Source organism: Coprococcus sp. AM14-16, assembly GCF_003434675.1.
Classification (GTDB): domain Bacteria; phylum Bacillota; class Clostridia; order Lachnospirales; family Lachnospiraceae; genus Coprococcus; species Coprococcus aceti.
Genome location: NZ_QTLL01000003.1, coordinates 124,359 through 143,468, shown reverse-complemented (window position 1 = coordinate 143,468; position 19,110 = coordinate 124,359). Strand labels below are relative to the sequence as shown.

18 protein-coding genes, 1 pseudogene and 1 riboswitch are annotated in these 19,110 nt (G+C 38.8%); of the genes and pseudogenes, 17 read left to right on the top strand and 2 right to left on the bottom strand.

Going from position 1 to position 19,110, the window contains the following annotated elements; genetic code table 11:
• Positions 1-107: 107 nt before the first annotated feature.
• The 11 genes from DW159_RS10995 (at position 108) to DW159_RS10950 (ending at position 10,429) form a co-directional block, all read left to right on the top strand.
• Positions 108-2,390: an ABC transporter substrate-binding protein gene (locus DW159_RS10995; RefSeq protein ID WP_117550763.1), complete on the top strand. Its 2,283-nt coding sequence runs from the start codon at positions 108-110 to the stop codon at positions 2,388-2,390.
• A complete protein-coding gene (locus tag DW159_RS10990; RefSeq protein WP_118017263.1) occupies positions 2,383-3,234 on the top strand; it encodes a carbohydrate ABC transporter permease in 852 nt (283 codons plus the stop codon). Before DW159_RS10995 ends, DW159_RS10990 begins: the two co-directional genes overlap by 8 nt.
• On the top strand, positions 3,231-4,088 hold the full coding sequence (locus DW159_RS10985; protein WP_117550759.1) for a carbohydrate ABC transporter permease: 858 nt from the start codon (positions 3,231-3,233) through the stop codon (positions 4,086-4,088). Before DW159_RS10990 ends, DW159_RS10985 begins: the two co-directional genes overlap by 4 nt.
• Before the next feature lie 36 nt (positions 4,089-4,124).
• Positions 4,125-5,156: an efflux RND transporter periplasmic adaptor subunit gene (locus DW159_RS10980; RefSeq protein ID WP_117550757.1), complete on the top strand. Its 1,032-nt coding sequence runs from the start codon at positions 4,125-4,127 to the stop codon at positions 5,154-5,156.
• On the top strand, positions 5,146-6,027 hold the full coding sequence (locus DW159_RS10975; RefSeq protein ID WP_147323114.1) for an ABC transporter permease: 882 nt from the start codon (positions 5,146-5,148) through the stop codon (positions 6,025-6,027). Before DW159_RS10980 ends, DW159_RS10975 begins: the two co-directional genes overlap by 11 nt.
• A 65-nt stretch (positions 6,028-6,092) precedes the next feature.
• Positions 6,093-7,268, top strand: coding sequence for an AAA family ATPase (locus DW159_RS10970; RefSeq protein ID WP_117550753.1), 1,176 nt, complete (start codon positions 6,093-6,095; stop codon positions 7,266-7,268).
• The gene (locus tag DW159_RS10965) at positions 7,261-7,911 is read left to right on the top strand and encodes an RloB domain-containing protein (protein WP_117550751.1); all 651 of its coding nucleotides are present in this window, start codon (positions 7,261-7,263) and stop codon (positions 7,909-7,911) included. The genes DW159_RS10970 and DW159_RS10965 overlap by 8 nt, the downstream gene beginning before the upstream one ends.
• Before the next feature lie 105 nt (positions 7,912-8,016).
• Complete coding sequence (locus DW159_RS10960; RefSeq protein ID WP_117550749.1) at positions 8,017-8,319, top strand: hypothetical protein; 303 nt, start codon at positions 8,017-8,019, stop codon at positions 8,317-8,319.
• 9 nt (positions 8,320-8,328) lie between these two features.
• Complete coding sequence (locus DW159_RS10955) at positions 8,329-8,874, top strand: hypothetical protein (RefSeq protein WP_117550747.1); 546 nt, start codon at positions 8,329-8,331, stop codon at positions 8,872-8,874.
• Complete coding sequence (locus DW159_RS13645; RefSeq protein WP_147567732.1) at positions 8,858-9,142, top strand: hypothetical protein; 285 nt, start codon at positions 8,858-8,860, stop codon at positions 9,140-9,142. The genes DW159_RS10955 and DW159_RS13645 overlap by 17 nt, the downstream gene beginning before the upstream one ends.
• Positions 9,109-9,185: riboswitch (cyclic di-GMP riboswitch) on the top strand. Its footprint overlaps the gene before it by 34 nt.
• Before the next feature lie 245 nt (positions 9,186-9,430).
• A complete protein-coding gene (locus DW159_RS10950) occupies positions 9,431-10,429 on the top strand; it encodes an ATP-grasp domain-containing protein (protein WP_117550746.1) in 999 nt (332 codons plus the stop codon).
• On the opposite strand, the gene DW159_RS10945 is transcribed toward DW159_RS10950, so the two are convergent.
• On the bottom strand, positions 10,382-12,598 hold the full coding sequence (locus DW159_RS10945; RefSeq protein WP_117550745.1) for a hypothetical protein: 2,217 nt from the start codon (positions 12,596-12,598) through the stop codon (positions 10,382-10,384). The genes DW159_RS10950 and DW159_RS10945 overlap by 48 nt on opposite strands.
• 114 nt (positions 12,599-12,712) lie before the next feature.
• Positions 12,713-13,633, bottom strand: coding sequence for a tyrosine-type recombinase/integrase (locus DW159_RS10940; protein WP_117550743.1), 921 nt, complete (start codon positions 13,631-13,633; stop codon positions 12,713-12,715).
• Between the two features lie 264 nt (positions 13,634-13,897).
• On the opposite strand from DW159_RS10940, the gene DW159_RS10935 reads away from it, so the two are divergent.
• The 6 genes and pseudogenes from DW159_RS10935 (at position 13,898) to pdxR (ending at position 19,063) form a co-directional block, all read left to right on the top strand.
• The gene (locus DW159_RS10935; protein ID WP_117550741.1) at positions 13,898-14,686 is read left to right on the top strand and encodes a metallophosphoesterase; all 789 of its coding nucleotides are present in this window, start codon (positions 13,898-13,900) and stop codon (positions 14,684-14,686) included.
• 122 nt (positions 14,687-14,808) lie between these two features.
• A pseudogene (locus DW159_RS13930) lies at positions 14,809-15,246 on the top strand (ATP-binding protein); the annotation flags it as partial.
• Between the two features lie 54 nt (positions 15,247-15,300).
• Entirely contained in the window at positions 15,301-15,906 is a 606-nt protein-coding gene (locus DW159_RS13925) for an ATP-binding protein (protein WP_242992688.1), read from the top strand.
• 400 nt (positions 15,907-16,306) lie between these two features.
• Complete coding sequence (locus tag DW159_RS10925; protein WP_117550739.1) at positions 16,307-16,741, top strand: Hsp20/alpha crystallin family protein; 435 nt, start codon at positions 16,307-16,309, stop codon at positions 16,739-16,741.
• Positions 16,742-16,942: 201 nt separating this feature from the next.
• Positions 16,943-17,596, top strand: coding sequence for an HAD family hydrolase (locus DW159_RS10920; protein ID WP_330410626.1), 654 nt, complete (start codon positions 16,943-16,945; stop codon positions 17,594-17,596).
• Positions 17,597-17,599: 3 nt separating this feature from the next.
• The gene (pdxR, locus tag DW159_RS10915) at positions 17,600-19,063 is read left to right on the top strand and encodes a MocR-like pyridoxine biosynthesis transcription factor PdxR (RefSeq protein ID WP_117550735.1); all 1,464 of its coding nucleotides are present in this window, start codon (positions 17,600-17,602) and stop codon (positions 19,061-19,063) included.
• The last annotated feature ends 47 nt before the right edge of the window (positions 19,064-19,110 follow it).

The window sequence follows — 19,110 nt, the reverse complement described above, 5'->3', positions numbered from 1 at the left end:
ACGCAATTTAGATGGTTTTTAGATAATCTGAGAGTCTGTAGATGCTACAATTTGTACATGAAAATATGTGAATAGAGGAAGTGCTAACTGGGGAAAAGGAGGTAATCATGGGGCGTATAAATATATTTTTACTGCTTGCCGCTGTCATGATAATATGCTGTGGCTGCGCTGGAACATCAGGAGATGAAGAGGTGGTGAAGGAACTGTCTGAATATCAGATGACACAATTGAATGTGGCGGAGGTGTATGGAATAGGAAAGACACAGGACGGTTATGTGTGTATAGGAGAAAATTCTGACGGCGAGGCTGTAAAGCTGACATTCACGTCACCTAATGGTGAGGTACAGGAGGAAAAGCTTGACTCAGCTTTCGTGATGTCAGTGGACGAGAAGATATCAGCGGCATATGTTGATGGGGATGGAAGTATATATATAGCTTTGAGCAGTGTCTTGGGAGATGGAGACATGGAGAGCAGGATAGCCGTCATAACAGGGAATGGAGAGGTCAGACAGCTATCTGATGAATTTGAGGGAAATGTGACAGCTATCAGAGTGCTTGCTGACGGATCCGGCTATATCTCGGGCTGCCCGGGCGGTGATATAAGGTGTTTTTCAATGGATGGTGAAGAGAGATTTGTCATCAAAAATATGAATTACACAGATATATGTGTGGCGAGCGACAGGATTATGGTTTTGACAGAGAGGAGCCTTCTGTCATATGACATATCCGATGGAAGTGAGACTGAAAACATCACAGCATTTGATAAGAGTATGGCGGACGACCTGGACGAGACCTTCAACGAAAAGGGGATGGATGCGGTGAGCTGCAGAAATATCATGAAATATGACGAAGATTCGGACTCACTGTATCTTATGCTGAGCACAGGTTTATATGAGTATAAGCTGAAGGATAGGCTGGGAATTAGACTTGCTACGTTCAGGGATTCAGATATTGAGTACGACTATGTGGTTGAAGGCGGTGATACATTTGTTGCGATAGCTGGTGGCAAGAGTGGAAGAAAGTATGTGGTGGTGTATTCATATGATTCAGGTTATGCTTCAGCAGAAGACAAAGAAGAGATGGGTGATAATGAAGTTACACTATATTCGTTATATTATGCAGAGAGCTATGAAACTCTCATCTCATGGTACGAGGAATACCATTCTGACATGACGGTGAAGTATACATGGGGAATAGATGATGATAATGGAATATCTGAGAGCGATGCAATAAGAGCGCTCAATACACAGCTTCTCGCTGGTGAGGGACCTGATGTTATCATAATGGACGGATTGAATGTGGGAAGCTATGAGGATACCGGAGTGCTCTTGGAATTGTCACAGGTGTATGACGATATACTGGAGGAAAATTCAGACTGTCTGGAAAATGTTCTCAACACATACAGGAAAGAGGATGGTTCGATATACGCAATTCCATCCATGGAGACGTTTACTGCAATTATCGGGCCGGAAAAAGAGGTAAAGAACATGATGGATGTACAGTCGCTTGCAGCATATATAAGCAGTCAAGACAGACCAAAATATGGAAATGACCTGTCATTCTATAATTGGGAGTGTTATTTTGATATATTGTATTCAGGATACGCATCGGAGATTGTGGATAGCAATGGAAATTATGACGAAGAGATGCTCAGAAAATTTCTAGAGGACTTAAAGCTTTTGTATGACACGGAGATGGAAAGGACGACTCAGGATCAGATTGATGAGTGGAGTGCAACGTGGGGCACCTACAGTGATCAGATAAAAAAAGCTATAAACAGTGAGTATATGAGCCCGCTGTTCAACAGCGCCTGGTCTGGAAGAAAAACAGCATTTGTGAACATGAAGACGATGGGAGAATCCTGGCGTTTTTACAGTATAAAAGAGGACTATGAGGTCGGAACAGGTGAGAGCGGCGAAAATACGGATTACGCATATGAAATATGGGGAAATGGTGGAGGAAAGGTGTTTGTGCCAAACACGGTTGTTGCGATAAATTCCAGATCAAAGAGTTTAGATCAGGCTATAAGTTTTATGAAGGATCTGTTCAGTACGGATGTACAGAAAATATATTACGGCGTTGAATGTGGAAATCCGGTCAATATGGAGGGCGTGCGGGAATGGAACAGAGAGGCACAGTCCATGGGAACTCCGGGAGGAAAGATCACCCTGGGGGGAAATGATTACATGGATTGGTCGTATTGGCGTAAGAATGAGTATCTTGAGGACTATATAGATAAATTGAGAGAGCTTGATACTCCGTCGAATACTGATGCGAGGGTGCGCAGTGTGATAAGGGATAACGTTGGAGACTATCTTGAAAATGGGGATAGTCTGGACAGCACAGTTAATTCCATAGATAAACTTTTAGGGGTGTATTTGAGTGAATAAATTAGTTAGCAGAAGGACAAAAGGAACAGTCGGATTTGTGATTCCGGGTTTTTTGGGGGTTATGATCTTTGTTGTTATTCCGCTGATGGATGTATTTATATCGTCATTTCAGAGTGTGGGGCATGGTGGCTTTTCAGGACTGCAAAATTACAAAGCGGTATGGGAAAATACGGCATTCAGACTAGCAGCAGGCAACTCCCTGCAGTTTGAGCTGGTGAGTGTTCCACTTCTCATGGTAATCTCGTTGATAGCTGCGGTAGAGGTATATGGAATGAAAAGCAGCGCAGTCAGGTTTGCATTTCTCGTGCCGCTTGTTATACCATCAAATTCACTTGCGGTGGTCTGGAGGCTATTGTTTGCTGATCTTCTTTCGGGAAAGGCGGTCTTCTGGCTGTTTGTGGGCACATTTATATTTAAGAACACAGGGTACAATATGCTTATATGGATGTCTGGGTTGTCGGCGATACCGGAGACTGTGTACGATGCTGCCAGAGTTGATGGAGCGGGAAGATATACCCAGCTATTCAGGATCACGCTTCCAAATATGAAAAGGTCATTTTTCATAGTTGCCATGTTGTCTGTGGTGAATTCCCTTAAGATATTTAGGGAGCAATATTTGATGGCAGGCAGCTATCCGGACATGAGCATATATCAGATACAGCATGTGTTTAACAACTGGTTTGAGAAGCTGGAAATCAGCAGGCTTACGGCGGGGGCAGTTATGACAGCCGTGGTATTTTTCGGAATCATACTTATAATTCGTTTGGTATGTCTCACTGATTGGCATGAGATATCAGTTAAATATAAAAGAAAGATTTTACTGAGAGGACGTGGAATCAAATGAGGTATGTAGCAGAGGGGATACATTTGTTATTGAAGATACTGGTCATAATGGGAGCGGCGCTGGCGGTAATCCCTTTATTGATTCTGTTAAGTGGAACATTTATGGGTGAGATGGAGCTGGATCAGTTGTTGTTTCAGGGGGCAGATAGTGGTGCGAGACATGTTGTGTGGCATATGATCCCGCTATATCCGACATTTAAAAATATTGTAGAACTGTTATTTGACACTCCGGAATACTATGTACTTTTCTGGAATTCCGTGAAGATAGTCGGGGTGGTGATAGCCGGACAGCTTGTGTTCGCTGTGCCAGCAGCGTGGGGGTTGTCGCGGAGCGGCAGCAGATGGGCAAATCTGATATTTGGTCTGTATATGTTCTGCATGATACTTCCATTTCAGGTGACAATGCTGTCGCAGTACATTGTGTTAAATAGGCTAAACATGATAAATACGCATTGGGCGATTATTCTGCCGTTGATGTTCTCAACCTTTCCGATATTTATTATGTATAGCGCATTTGAGCAGATCCCGGATTCAGTGGTAGAGGCGGCACGGCTGGATGGTGCGGGCAGTTTCACTATATTTTTACACATGGCCATACCCATAGCAAAGAGAGGAATCATAGCTGCAGTGATATTGGGATTTCTCGAATACTGGAATGTTGTGGAGCAGCCGGTCGTGTTTCTCAAGGACAAGTACCTGTGGCCATTGTCTGTTTATCTGCCAAATGTGACGGAGGGAAGTGCGGGAAGAGCGTTTGCATTTGCACTGTTCAGTTGTATTCCGTCACTGATCGTGTTCTATGTCGGTAGGGGAATTCTGGCTGATGGAATATCAATAGATTCTGCCGAAGATTGATAAAGGCAGATTGTAGGAGAAAACAGGAGAAGTATTATGAGACGATTTGCAGGAAAGCGATGGACAGACTGCGGTATAAAGGCCGTTATGATCTTTATGGCGGTGGTTATTGTCGGCACATTTGTGTCGAGGTTTGCGAGCAGTGCTCTTACCCCGAGGGTTGAAACGGAGTATGCAGTGTCGGGGACGGTGTCTATGAAGGTTTTACAGGATGTGGTTATAGATGGGGATAAGAAGACGCCGGTGTATATCTATCCCGGACTCCCGACGCAGGAGATATTTGTCAGTGCAGGGGAAAAGATTAACCGGGGAGATCCGCTTATGAGGGTGGATGTGAACATGGCCAGATCTGTGTATCTTGAGAAGAAGCTTGAGCAGAAAAGCCTGAAGGAGCAATACTGGTATACATGGGGAGAAGAGATGGATGTTATGGATGACAAAATTGCAGTGGTAGATGAACAGCTCCAATCTCTGGAAAAACTTATGGATGATGATGGAATTGTTTATTCGGAGCTTGACGGAATCATATCGGAGTCCAGAGTCGATGTAGGAAATAAAACTGAGGAGAGTGCGGCTTTTGTGGTCACGGAGAAAGCAGATAAATACACTATTAAAATATCTGTGACAGAGGAACAGAAAAGGTATATAGAAAAAGGGGACAAGGTTATGGTTCAGCAGGACGGCAGCGGTGTGAATACGGAAATATCTGCGATATACAGTGATGCTGATAGTGGACAGGGATATATAGTGGAGGCAGTTATTCCAGGAGATATATTTGAAGTGGGTGACAGCGTGCTGGCAGAGATTTCACATCAGTCTGAGAGTTACAGCTCTGTGGTTCCTGTGGCCGCAATACGTGCTGATGTGTCTGGGTCATATGTGCTTGTCGAGAGACCGAAGGAAAACCTTCTTGGGACGGAATATGTTGCTGCGAAGGTATATGTGACAGTCGGGTATACAAATAATTATGACGTAGGTTTGAAGAAGAGCCCTTTGACCAGTGATGATAAGATTATTGTAAGCTCAGATAAGAGAGTGGAAGCCGGTGATACTGTACGTGAAAAATAGAAGGTTTTATAAGAGCGCTGTGATCGGCATAGTTTTCGGTATTGTATTGGTGTGGTTGTTTATATGGAATGTCATGAATGTAATAAATATAAGTATTAGGTATGATGGCGACAGAAACTATGCATTTGTCACCACAGGGCAGACTGTGTACACCAGAATGAAGGACGAGGACTATGTAAAGGGAACATATAGAATTTTCCCAGAGGAGACAGTTGCCGGGGACAGTGTATATAAAAAAGTCCAATCTGATATAGTTGTTGTTGATTTTACTGTAGAGGATATTTTAGGGGTAACCGGGGCTCTGCAAAGAGATGATACAGATGGATGCATAATAAGCGGGGAGCTTTCATATACGCTGTTTGGAAGCAGTCGCACCGTTGGCTCTATTATAAAAGTGTTTGAAAAAACTTATGTTGTCCGTTCTATCGTTGACTCTGAGGAAAGTTATATAATCGTTCAGGCAGGGCAGGAACGTGGAGGTGACTGGGAGTTTGTTGACAGTAAAACTATAAATGGCATAGTGCTCGACGTATCGGATGAGAATTATAGGAGTGAATATGCAGATGATGTAGCCTGTCATCATGGTTATGGCAACAGCTTTTACTATGTTATAGATTATCTGGATATTTTACCGGACATAAATCTGCCGTCAAAGTGGTCAGATTTTGATTTCTGGAGGGATACCTGCGATGAGCTTAAGTCCATAAATGAGAGAAAGTTGTATTCTGACAAGGATGTTCTGGAGAAATCCTATTACAGGTGCAGCCAGAAGCTGAAGAGGTATAGATTGCGAAGTGGTATTTTTGTTTTCATATTATTTGTGTGGATGATTATGATATGCAGATTCATTAGGGAAAATATAAAAAAGTAAAACAAAAAAATGGTTTACAATGGCAATTTTGTGCATATAATTAGTGATAAAAGGTGGTGAAAAATATGATTATAAGATATACGTTTGATAATTTCTGCTCCTTTAATGCAGAGAGTGAGTTTTCCATGGAAGCCCCTGGGGGAAAAGTAAAGAAACGTTTTCCTGATAATTATACAACAACTCTGATTGGATATGATCTTTTAAAGACTGCTGTAATTGTCGGTGAAAATGCAGGTGGAAAATCTAATTTTATAAACAGCTTAAAGTATTTGAAATCGTTGTTTGATACTAACTTGAAAGTGCAGTCTGTAAATGCCTATATAAATACTGATACATTGGTAAATGAGAAAATACCAAAACAGAGATTTAATATCGTGTTTGTAGCTAGAAATCATTTTGTTTATGAATATGAAGTAGTAGTGGACAGTTTGGGAATATATAGTGAAAAACTCCTAAGGAGTCAGCTCAGAAAAAGAGCTGCAAGTGAGGTATTTGAAATTAAGCGGGATTCAGACTCGAAATATATACAGAAAAGAGGAAAAGCAAAGGAAATCGCAACTGTACTGGAGAACAGCAACAATAGTTATGGCTTATTTGTAAGCAAGCTTGCGTTGTTGGGGAATGCAGATGCGGCTGAGACTGTTGACTGGATGGCAGATGTATTATATCCGGGAACTTTGCCTTCTGAACAGGTAGAAAACATAATAAGACAGGAGTCGGATATTGAAATTCTCAAAGATCCAAGATATGTGGAAATTTTCAGAATGGTGGATTATAGCATATGTGGGATAGAGGTAGATGAAGAGAAACCGTATTCAAAAACGATGATAATTCGTTCAAATGCAAATGGACAGACATTTAAACGAGAGCTTTCTCAGGATTCTACTGGTGTTCGTGAATTTTTTGCATGGGCAGTGCAGATCTTTCGGGTTGTATATGCAGATAAGGTTGTATTTGCAGATGAGATGGATAGGGTGCTTAATCCAATCTTATCAGAACGTGTAATTGCATATATAAATGGAATGGAGCATAAAGGACAATTTATCTTTTCAACGCATAATGTACTTCATTTGAACTTGAAGACATATATGAAAGAACAGATATATTTTATTACAAAGAACAGGGAGAATCTTGTTTCAGAGCTTTATTCTCTTGCGGATTTTCCTGAAGTTAGATACGAAAACACAAAAATATATGAGTTTTACATGAAGGGGATTTTGGGAGGTACAGCGTTTGAGTAGAAAAAAGCGAATCCTACAGAAAAGATTTGCAATATTTTGTGAAGGAGATACAGAATACAATTATATAGATAAGATGAGAAGAAATCAGGGCGTTGAACTGGTTTTGAAACCAATTAATATGCATGGTGGGGGCTATGCAAATTTCTTGCAGAAAATAAGAACAGAGTCGCAAAGTAACTATCTGGCAAAGTTTATTATTGTGGATGCGGATAGGCTTACTACTATACAGGGCGAGCTGGATGGGTTCAATAAGCTGCTTGAATATTGCATGATTCAAAATAAAAAAGGCAACACTCCACATTTCATTATAATGGACAATCCTAATTTTGAATATGTGGCTTGCCTGCACAGTCCTGCGTATAAAGGACAGGATGTTCATAAGTTTATTCAGTCATCATTTGGTACAAAAAGTATTGCCGCTTTCAAGGGAAATAAAGATATTTACAATTATCTCAATAGTGGGGAGTTATCATATGTAAATATGCTGTCTTCACTTACCGGAAAAGATAAGCTGCTATATAACAGATATGAGATAAAGAAGAAGAACTTTGAAATAGTGGTAAAAGATACTGTGGTGGATATGGATAATATCAATATAAAGAGCAGTAATATAGAAGAGTTTTTTGATGTGATCGACTGGTGATGTGCCATGAGTTGATGATGGAGATGCAGGAATATCAACAATGAAAATTTTGCATGGTTGGTGTTCAATAAGTATTATGAGGAGATTGAAGAAAAATAAAGATATATGGAGAAGACAATAAAAATAGTGGCAATTACACTTGGTGTATTGGCGCTGATTGTGTTTATTCCGTTTGTCTGTTTAAGATACACAACCAGATATAAAGAGAAACTCGTTGATAAAACAAGTTCTCCTGATAAACAATACATATTGTCGATGTATTCGGTTGGAGAGCCGTACTGGCCATTTGGCGGTGCGCCGGGAAGGCTGATACTGGAAATGGCAAATAGCAAGGTGGCAAGAGCAGAATTTGAAATAGCCAATGACGGAGCCAGATTTGATGAGGACAGTTGGGATGTGACATGGTGATCCGACAGAGTGGAAGTTGTATTATCCGGAAACGAACAATACGATGAACTTGTTACCATGTATTTTGATGGCGGTGTAGAAAGAAAAAGGCTTACAACGATTCGAAAACAGGCAGCTGCCACAACCACTGAAACAGCGAGAACGGATACAGAAACAACAGGTGGCGAAATACCAGGGAATAACTCTGAAGAAATGCCTGATGACGTCAGCATAACAGCTGGATATAAGGCGGTATACGATTTGTATAACGATGACAATCGCACAGAATTCGACGTCACATATGGTGCCTCGGAGCGTTCGTCCAGATGTGTGCTGAATGAAAATACAGGTATGATTGATTACATTGTCTATAATGGAAAATCACCCAATGGCAAATGCTGCATATATGTACGGTATAAGGTGGATGCGTCTGCAGATGAAACTGTTTCATACGATGAAGGGCATATGGTTGACATATATGCATATGTACTTGAAACTAAGAAAGTGGTCAGCAGCGGCAAAAAGCAGTGGGAGGATACAGGCTCTGATGAGTTTATAGATGTTACGGAAAAATAAAAATATTACTAAAGGTGAGTCCTACCTTATAAGTGGAGGTTATAAAAGCGTAAGAGTCGCCTTTGGTGATTCTTCAAGGCGGCTGAAAAATGGAGAGCAGATTTTCGTAGACGATCTTATAGAACTTGCATACAGATATTTAAGAGAGATAGAGCATTCTGACGAAAACCTGGAGAAGGTGGAAGTGCTGGATTGGCTTGATTGTGCTGCTATCAAAATAGAATTACAAACATCTGAATATATGGGTAAAGCAGTCGAAAGGCTGTGACGTAAAGCTACAGGGTTTGTAAAAATAGTAGCCAGTTGCAGATACGAAACAGTTGGATCTATGCGTATGTCGCATAGATCCTTTTTGGTGCATGGTAGGAGTAGTTGTTTTTGCCTTGACGGACAAGCTTCTTATCTGGTTAAAAAGAGTGTTTTTAATTGACAATATATAGAAAAACGAGTATATTGTGGTTGGGGATGAGTAAAATCTCCAATTAAATTGATAGTCTAGAAATAGAGGATAATTCTATATTATCATTCGCAAATTAATTTTTGGAAGGATACACAAATGAAAAATAACGATATAAGAATACTTTTTTTAGCCAAATATGCTCCCGACTCCATCAATAGTCCATTGCCATCTGGGATAGAAGACACACTATATGCAGAATATCATTATGATATTTATAATATTTTATATAATAATTTTCATGATATTATATCCACGAACAATATTGATTCGTATGTTCAAAAGCGGCCTGAAGTTGATTACATTTTTTCACTTTATAACAGGTTGCCATTTAGAAACTCAGAAATATTTGTCTCAAGTCTGGCTGAATACTACAATATTGCCTATTTAGGCGCACGTCCCAATATAAGATCTATCGCTGAAGACAAGCATATTGCTAAAATGCAAGCAAAACATGTGGGATTAAATACACCTAACTGGTGCACTTATAATGTAAATCAAATTATAAACAGTATCCCATTTGACGGACCATATTTTGTAAAACCACGTTATGGTGCGTCGTCTATGAATATTGATTCTACCTGTTTTTGTGATAATTTGCATGATGTCCAAAATAAAGCCATACAGTTTTATGATAAAAATATTGATATTATTGTTGAACAATTTATCGAAGGAACATCTATTACGGTTCCTATTTTGAACAATTTCGGAGAAACTAAGGTTCTTCCATTTGTTATTGAAAATTCTAATTTAAACTACAATGTCATTACGTATAAACAAAAAAGGAAAATTACTAGTGGATTAACTCGAACGGTTAATACTGATCGCTCTATGCAAAATCAAATAGAAAAAATTTCAACAGCATTTTTCGAGTCAATCCAACCGCTTGATTATACACGAATAGATTATATTATTGATTCAAATGGGGAGCCATATTTTATAGAATTTAATGTATGTTGCAATTTAGGTAAGCATGCGGCTATAAATATGGCTGCCCAAAATATAGGAATAACTTACTCAGAGCTCATCAATAATATCTTATATTCAAGTTTATATAGACAAAACCTCATCGATAGTTTCTTGGGACAAAAGCTGTAAAGGATTAATATACCAATATTCCAAGTAACACGGACAATAACATTTCGTAAAATCTTCTGTGATATAGCATTGATTTGCTTCGAGTCGATTTTGATAAAATTGTATTTTCGTATACGTTAAATTTTTATTATATCTATCTGGATATTGTTTGCATTTTTCCAGAATATTTGTGCTTAATTTATTATTCGCATAATACACAAGTGCCTTATTTATATAATATTTTTGTTTTACACGTTCTATGGATATTTCCTCAACATCATCTTCAATTGCATCTATGATGTTGAGGGCTTCCGAGAATTTACTTTCATATACCAATGAACATGCTTCGTTAATTTTGATAAATATGTTAGGCATCAATGAATGTGAGTATGCATGTGCCATATTTAATAATTTGTGACAATAATCAAAATTACGGTCTAATAATTCTGCAATTGCCCAATCATTATAAAAAATATGCATGTTATTATTTCCAAATTTCTGTATTTTATTTTCTAACTCCCTGAATTTTGGACTTTGCGATACATTCCGATCAAGTATCATTTTACGGGTAACAAGGTTGCACATTGTTGTAATACTACCAAACTCATCTTTAAAGTTTTCGAAGATTTTTAAAGCGTCTTTAAAAGGGGTTAAATCATCCCAGAATGCAGCTCCACAATTTCTGAAAAAATAACCTGCATTTTTATCAGCGCTAGTATCTTTTAAATTATTTTTTTCTATTTTGTAAAGTTTTCTTGCTTTATCCAACTGTTCGGTATGAATGTAATTACTTATAAGAAAAGCTTTCAGTACATAGTTATTCGGATCCTCTGCTAAGCAGGTCAATATCTTTTTTTCAGCTTTTTTATGCTTTCTACACCTATTTAGTAATACTGCAAAAAGCTCTTCCCACTCTAGTTTTAATTTTTCCTGCTTTTTCAATTCTTTCATTTCTCTTTTTGCATCGGTATATAATCTGAGATATGTATAGGCTATTATCTGTAATTTTTTATTATCGTTGATATAACTAATCAATTTAGCTTCAAATGGTAAATCAATTCTCATTTTATATACAAGTATTCGTTCAAGCCAATCTTGGCTATTCAGGTTTAAATCATTTGCTAATTCATAACAAATTTCTGCTTTACTGATTGATTCTGAATTTTCTTTAGAGTAATATTTCAAAATAAGATCTTTATAGTAAAATATATCAGCTTGTGAACATTTGATATTGTCATCTCTCAATGCGCTGGTACATAAATATAAAATTGATTCTTGCTGCTTTATAACTCCATATTCAATTAATTTCTTCAAGGCCTCAGTAATATCTGTCTCTATATGCAAAGTATTGGTATCAAAAGAAATTATTTTTTCCAGCTCTGTAATTTCAATTCCATTAGTAAGTATGTTCAATATCGATATGATTTCGTTATCAAGTTCTGAAATAGTTAAATTTTTATCTGCCTCTTTAATATAAAATAATATTTTATGAATATTATAATCTTTATCAATCAAGAGAGCCTCTGCCTCTTCTTTGGAAATCTCATGTTTAAATTGCTTAGACAACTCCACAATGGTATATGAATTAGGATGACCAAAAGTCAATTCTTCATATGCACTCATTTTCAGCTTCAGTTTTCTTATATTGTCTGTAAATGATGTATATGCAATAATTAAAAAAACATTTTTAATTTGAGAAAGTTTATGGATAAAATCAAAATCAGATTCATTAAGGAACTGAGCTTTATCTATAAGAATTCCTACTTTTTCATTTCTTGAAATTTCTCTGAAGCATTCTATTATTGACGTACTAAGGATTTCAAAGTTTGAATTCAAATAATTAATTCCTCTTTTACCTTCATTTATTGTTGCTAAAACCTCCCCAATAAATGGAATGTTTTGGGAAGCCAAAGCTGATAGGAATGATTTATCGTATTCTCCATATTCTTTATTGGCGTAAGATATTATATTTTTAATTTCTCCCGGTTTCATTAGTTTAATTAATTTCTCCATTAAACTTTCAATAGAGCGATCTTCATATATTATATGATATGTTTTGTGTTTACCTAATTGTTCGTTCAAAAATGCTGAGAATCCAGAACTTCCCTTAACATTTATAAACATTACATTTTTATCATTATCTATATATTTTTCTATTATTTCTTTCTCATTTTTTCTATTTATATACATGTTAGCTTATCCTTTATGTGCTAAATATTTGAGCCGCTTTATGAATGATAATATAGAATTATCCATTAAATGTACCAGAACGTAGAGAGAAATAGTTGGTAAGATTTTCAGCATTCAAATATTAAAATTATTTCTTGGATGCTTAGTTGCCAAGATACTTCGTTGCTTTGCCAATGTAACGTGAGTGTATATTTCGGTAATATTGATAGAACTGTGTCCAAGCATTTCCTGAATATAGCGGATATCTACATCAGCGTCCAGCAGGCTGGTGGCAAAAGTATGTCTGAACATATGTGGGGTGATGTGTAGATCAATAGCGGCAAGTGAAGTATATTTATTTATCATTCTGCGTACAGCCTGATCGGTCAGAGGTCGACCAGATTGATTTGCAAAAAAGTGATTGCAATTTACTATTTCCGAATGAAAATCAACTTTGTATTTATTCAGTATATTTATAACAGAAGGACTTCCTATCTGAATTCGTCGCTCCTTATCGCCCTTGCCATATATAAGGATACTTCCATCATATAGGTTGATATCATTGATTTTTAGTGCACAAAGCTCAGAAATTCTCATGCCAGTTGCAAATAAAAGCTCGATAACAGCGGCGTCCCTCAGAGAATTTCTTCTTTGGTAGGTGGTTTTGGCACAATTAAGTTGTTCATAAATAGTAGACAAAAATATTTCAATGGTGCGAATTGGAATTGTTTTGGGCAATATTATGGGTTCGCGAAATTTAAGCTGCAATTTATTAAATGGATTGTTATTCAGAATTCCTTTGTATTCAAGATAATGAAAAAAAGCCTTAGCAGATGCGATTTTCCTTTTTACAGTCTTGGGTTTATATGTGTTATTAAGTATTCCGATGTATTCCTCCAATATATTTGTGGAAATGTCAGTGATGTCAGATGAGCAAATATAGCTTACGAATTGATTTAAATCAATCTTATATGCTTTCAAGGTCTTTTCATCTAGGCATTTCTGTTTGTCACAGTATTCCAAGTAGTTTTTTATAGATGTTTTCATGGTGTCCATAGTTAATCTCCTTTGTATGTATTTATCAGAAATATATGGTACAGGAAAAATGAAAGAAAGTAATTAAGACTGTTTAATTTGATGTGAATAACAAAAAAATATAGGGGCAGATGACTGTTTTTATGCCCATTTGCTGAGACATCGGGTGTATAATTATCATACGTTTACCCACAATTTACATCTGCGCGGTATCGACTTTTACATGAAGGTAATACCATAAGTCTGTTGTGAGTAAAGGTTTGTTTGTATAAAAGGAGACTGGAAATGAGTAGTTACGTTATATCGGACATCCACGGATGCTACGATGAGCTGCAGAAGATGCTCGAAAAGATACAATTCGGCGATGGGGATACGTTGATATGTGCGGGAGATTATATAGATAAAGGACCGAAGAATGCTGATATGCTGGAGTGGATTATGCGTGCGCCGGCAAATGTCATTCTGATTCGGGGAAACCATGACGAGGATTTTGTTCAGAACATAGAGGCGATGAGAATTATCAGCTATAAAATGGATCTTGACGTGGAGGACCTGAAGGATACAAAGGTTTTGTACAAGTCTATGAGCAGGCTCGCAGGTCGTGATGACAGTGTAAGGTTTGACCGATGCGGAACGGTGAATGAACTGATAGAATCCGGATACACATTTTCACAGCTCTCTGCATGGGCGGAGAGGATAAAGCACATGCCATATTACTACGATATGGATGTGAATGGCAGAAAATGTATAGTAGTCCATGCCGGATATATAAGAAAGCTTGACACACCGGAGCTTAAAGCAAAGTACAGTTCAAGGGAAGAATTCTATATGAATGCCAGGTATGATGGGTATACCGTTGGCGGTATGTGCCATAGTACGATAATCGCCGGTCATACACCGACAGTCAAGGAAGGTGAGTTTGCATGGAACAATGGGCGTGTGTTCCGCATGTACGATAAAGAACGTGATATATTGTTCTATGACATAGACTGCGGCTGCTGGATGAGGGGCACAAGAAAGAATGCAAGACTTGCGTGTATCAGGCTGGAGGATGAAGAAGTGTTCTATGTGTGATGTGTGCATTGACATCATTTTTTAGTTCTGTAAAATATAATATTAATTGTGGACAAATAAAAAATATAATGTATTGCATAGAGAATGAAATAATATAAGTTTAAAGAGGTGATGCAACGCACAAAATTGTAGGCACTGAATTTCAGTATCGCAAAATGAAAAAGGGGAATGAAGAGTTGGAAGCATGGCTTTCCAGGATGCTTTCACCAAGGATTAATTTTCGCTTTTTTGAAGTTCCGATGGATGAAGGTACCATTGTGTTGATGGATATTCCCTGCGCAGAGAAACAACCGGTGCAGTTTGCTGGTGGGGAATATATAAGAACTGGAACAAACAAAAAGAACTTAAAAGAGTATCTGGACAAAGAAAGAGAATTGTGGAGAACATTTGATTCCACCCCATATGAACTGCGAATAGCGATGGGTGCTTTGGTGATTGCAAAAGATTTAAAGAAATTTGAATTTTTGCATAGAAGAACTGTCAGAGTGGTATGGTATAAAGAAAACTCCAGGCTGGATGCTATAAGAGAGAAAGAATTTTGTGCAGGCTACGTATTTTAACATGAAGAAATCGTGCAGTATATTATGACCATTATTACACAGGAAGAAGTTATTGTGGATGCTACGAGAAAATCAGTAGTCAGTTTCCCAGAAATTGCTATTCGTGAGCTGCTGGCAAATGCAATGATACATCAGGATCTTCAGCAAAGGGGTACGAATCCGATGGTGGATGTGTTTAAAAATCGAATTGAATTCTCGAATGCAGGAGCGCCATTGGTTGCAATCGAAAGAATTGTGGACTCAGTTCCGGTATCCAGGAATGAAAATATTGCAGGGTTTATGCACAAATGTGGTATTTGCGAGGAACGAGGAAGTGGTTATGATAAGATAGTAGAGGCAACCGGTAAGAATGAGCTGCTTGCTCCGAGAATTGAAAATCAGAATAATCAATTCACAAAGGCAATATTGTTTGCAAAAGTGCCATTTGAATTGACTACGAAAGAAGATCGTATAAGAACCTGTTATATGCAGGCGTGCTTAGTATATGTCAATTTTGAAGGTATTTCTAATTCAGATATTCGAAAAATATTTGGCTTGGGAGAAAAGGAGAAGGCTAAGGCATCGAGACTTCTTACCAGTGCTGTTGAAGCCGGGTATATTAAAGTAATGGATTCGGATACAGCACTAAGATATAAAAAGTATATTCCGTATTGGGCTTAATTTAAGTTTCGCTAAGTTTCGCTGATATAAACAGGGCAGAAGAATTTAATAGAAAAATATGAAGAAAGTCACTGTAAACCAAGGAATTGTATGTTTTACAGTGACTTTCTTTTTGGGCAAAGATATAAAATACATTAAATTTATGTTTTGCTAAGTTTCATTAAGGTCTAGTTGTATTATTTATATGATTTCACAATTTTTTCACAAAATATATTAGCACTCTGTGTTGACGAGTGCTAACAGAAGTGGTATAACATAATCAGTCAAAGGAAAGAGCTTCTAAATAGAAATTAACGATAAGCCTTGAAGCGATCCTTTGAAAAGAAAACGAAATTATTAACATATATATACCTGATGTGATAAAGGCAGAGGGGATAGATATTGGAAGGAGAGATGACTTATGTTAATGCCTAGTATTATTGGAGACAGCTTTTTAGATGATTTCTTTGGATATCCAGAGAGGACTTACACAGCACCAAAGCAGACACAGATGAATGGATTTATGCAGGCTGATGTAACAGAAAGTGAAAGTGATTATACAGTAGAGATGAATCTTCCGGGAGTGAAGAAAGAGAATGTGAAGATTGAGCTCAAGGACGGTTACCTGATCGTGAACGCTACAACAAAGAGCGAGACAAAGGAAGAGGACAAGAAGAGTAGATACATTAGAAGAGAGCGTTACAGCGGCTCAGGAAGCAGAACCTTCTATGTAGGCAAGGATCTGACACAGGAGGATATCAAGGCTAAGTTTGAGGACGGTGTCCTTAAGCTCACAGTTCCAAAGATTGAAAAGAAACCAGAGGAGCCAAAGTCAAAGTATATAACAATTGAATAATATTTCACAAAGCATGTAGACGCCGCGCGAAGCGCATATAATGCGTCTGCTGACTAAATACATTTCGTAGTGTTGATGACCGGCACAGGAACCTCCCTCCTGTGCCGGATTTTTTGTGGCGTCATTGTTGATTGACAACCTTAACTCACAGATTATAATGGGAATAAGCATAATTACAAATAAGACAAGGAGATGTATGACATGAGATACAAGGCAGCGATATTTGATATGGACGGAACAATACTCAATACTCTGGAGGACCTGACAGACAGTACAAACTATGCGCTTTCTCATCATGGATTCCCTGAGAGAACTATAGATGAGGTTAGAAGATTTGTTGGAAATGGCATACGAAAGCTCATTGAGAGAGCTGTGCCGGCGGGAACTGATGTGGCAACGATAGATAAGGTGTTTGATACATTTGCTTCTTATTATAAGGAGCACAGTGCCATCAAGACCAGACCATATGACGGAATACATGATGCCATCGCAAAGCTCAGGGCAGCAGGTGTGAAGACTGCGGTTGTGTCCAACAAGGCGGATTTCGCAGTCCAGGATCTGTGTGTTGACTATTTCCCGGGAATGTTTGATTTCGCACTTGGTGAGAAGTCTGGCATAGCCAAGAAACCGGCACCTGACATGGTGGAGGAGTGCCTCAGAACGCTTGGTCTTGAGAAGAAGGATGTCGTATATATAGGTGACTCTGATGTGGATCTTGCCACAGCAAGAAATTCTGGAACGGATGTCATCATGGTCGGCTGGGGATTCAGAGACGAGGAGTTTATCATGAGCCTTGGCGCACCATTTGTCATACATGACACACAGAAGATCGTTGATATAGTATTGGGAGAGTAGTGGATGCTTACATATTCATTTGACGACAGAGGGATGGATTTCCTCTATGAGCATTTGTACAAAGAGATAAAAAATGACATATTGATGGGAAATCTTAAAGCCCATGAGAAGCTGCCGTCAAAGAGGGCGCTTGCAGCTCATCTGAATGTGAGCGTCGTCACAGTGGAAAACGCATACAGTCAGCTCTTGGCTGAGGGATATATTTATTCCAAGCCGAAGAGCGGGTTCTATGTGTGTGACGTGAAGGCTGAGGATGCGGATGTTGTGGGAGTGAGCAATGCCTGCTATACCAGTCGACCGGAAGACCATGTGACAGAGCATACTCATGTGATCAGGGAACACGCAGAAGCCTCTGACCAGAACAGGTTCTTTGCCGACTTTGTGAACAATTCCACCCTCAGTGAGAACTTCCCATTTTCGACATGGACGAAACTCATGAGGGAGACGATGATGGATGACCGGGAAAAGCTTATGAAGAGATCGCCGTCTGGTGGGATATTTGAACTCAGAAAGGCCATTGCGGATTATCTCTATCAGTTCAGGGGGATGTCTGTAAGCCCAAACCAGATCATAGTCGGCGCGGGAACGGAATATCTGTATGGTCTTATCATACAGCTTCTCGGCAGGGACAGCGTATACGGTGTGGAGAATCCGGGATATCAGAAGATACAGCACATATACGATGCATATCAAGTGAAATGCTGTTATATAGACATGGATGAGAGCGGTGTCAACATAGATTCGCTAGAGCGGTCCGGGGCTGATGTGGTGCATATATCACCGTCACACCATTTCCCTACGGGAACTGTCACTCCGGCGAGCAGGAGATATGAACTGCTGGGCTGGGCGGCAAAGCAGAAGGGCAGATATATCATAGAGGATGAATATGACAGTGAATTCCGTCTGGTGGGCAATCCGATCCCAGCACTTCAGAGTATAGATGCCTCAGATAAGGTCATATACATGAATACATTTTCAAAAAGTTTGTCATCAACCATACGAATAAGCTACATGGTATTGCCAATACCGCTCATGGTAAGGTATAATCATATACTAAGCTTTTATGCGTGTACGGTGTCGAATTTTGATCAGTATACACTCACAAGGTTTATCCAGGAGGGGTATCTGGAAAAGCACATCAACAGGATGAGAAAGTTTTACAGGAACAGCAGGGACAGGATACTTGGTTGTATCAGGAGTCACAGGCTGTATCCACAGGTAACGATAAAGGAAGAGAATGCAGGTCTTCATTTCCTTATGGAGATCGACACGTCATACACGGACAGAGAGATGGTGGACAGGGCTGCCGCGGCAGGAATCAACATATCTAGCCTCAGCCAGTACTGCCACGGAAAAGAGCAGGAGGACAGCCACACGCTGGTTATCAATTATTCGGGTATAGAAGAAGATATAATAGAGGAAGCCTGTGACAGACTTCTTGAGAGTGTGGTGCACTTGACGACATAGCACGCAGACGCCGCGCGGAGCGCATTTCATGCGTTTGCAGGATTTTT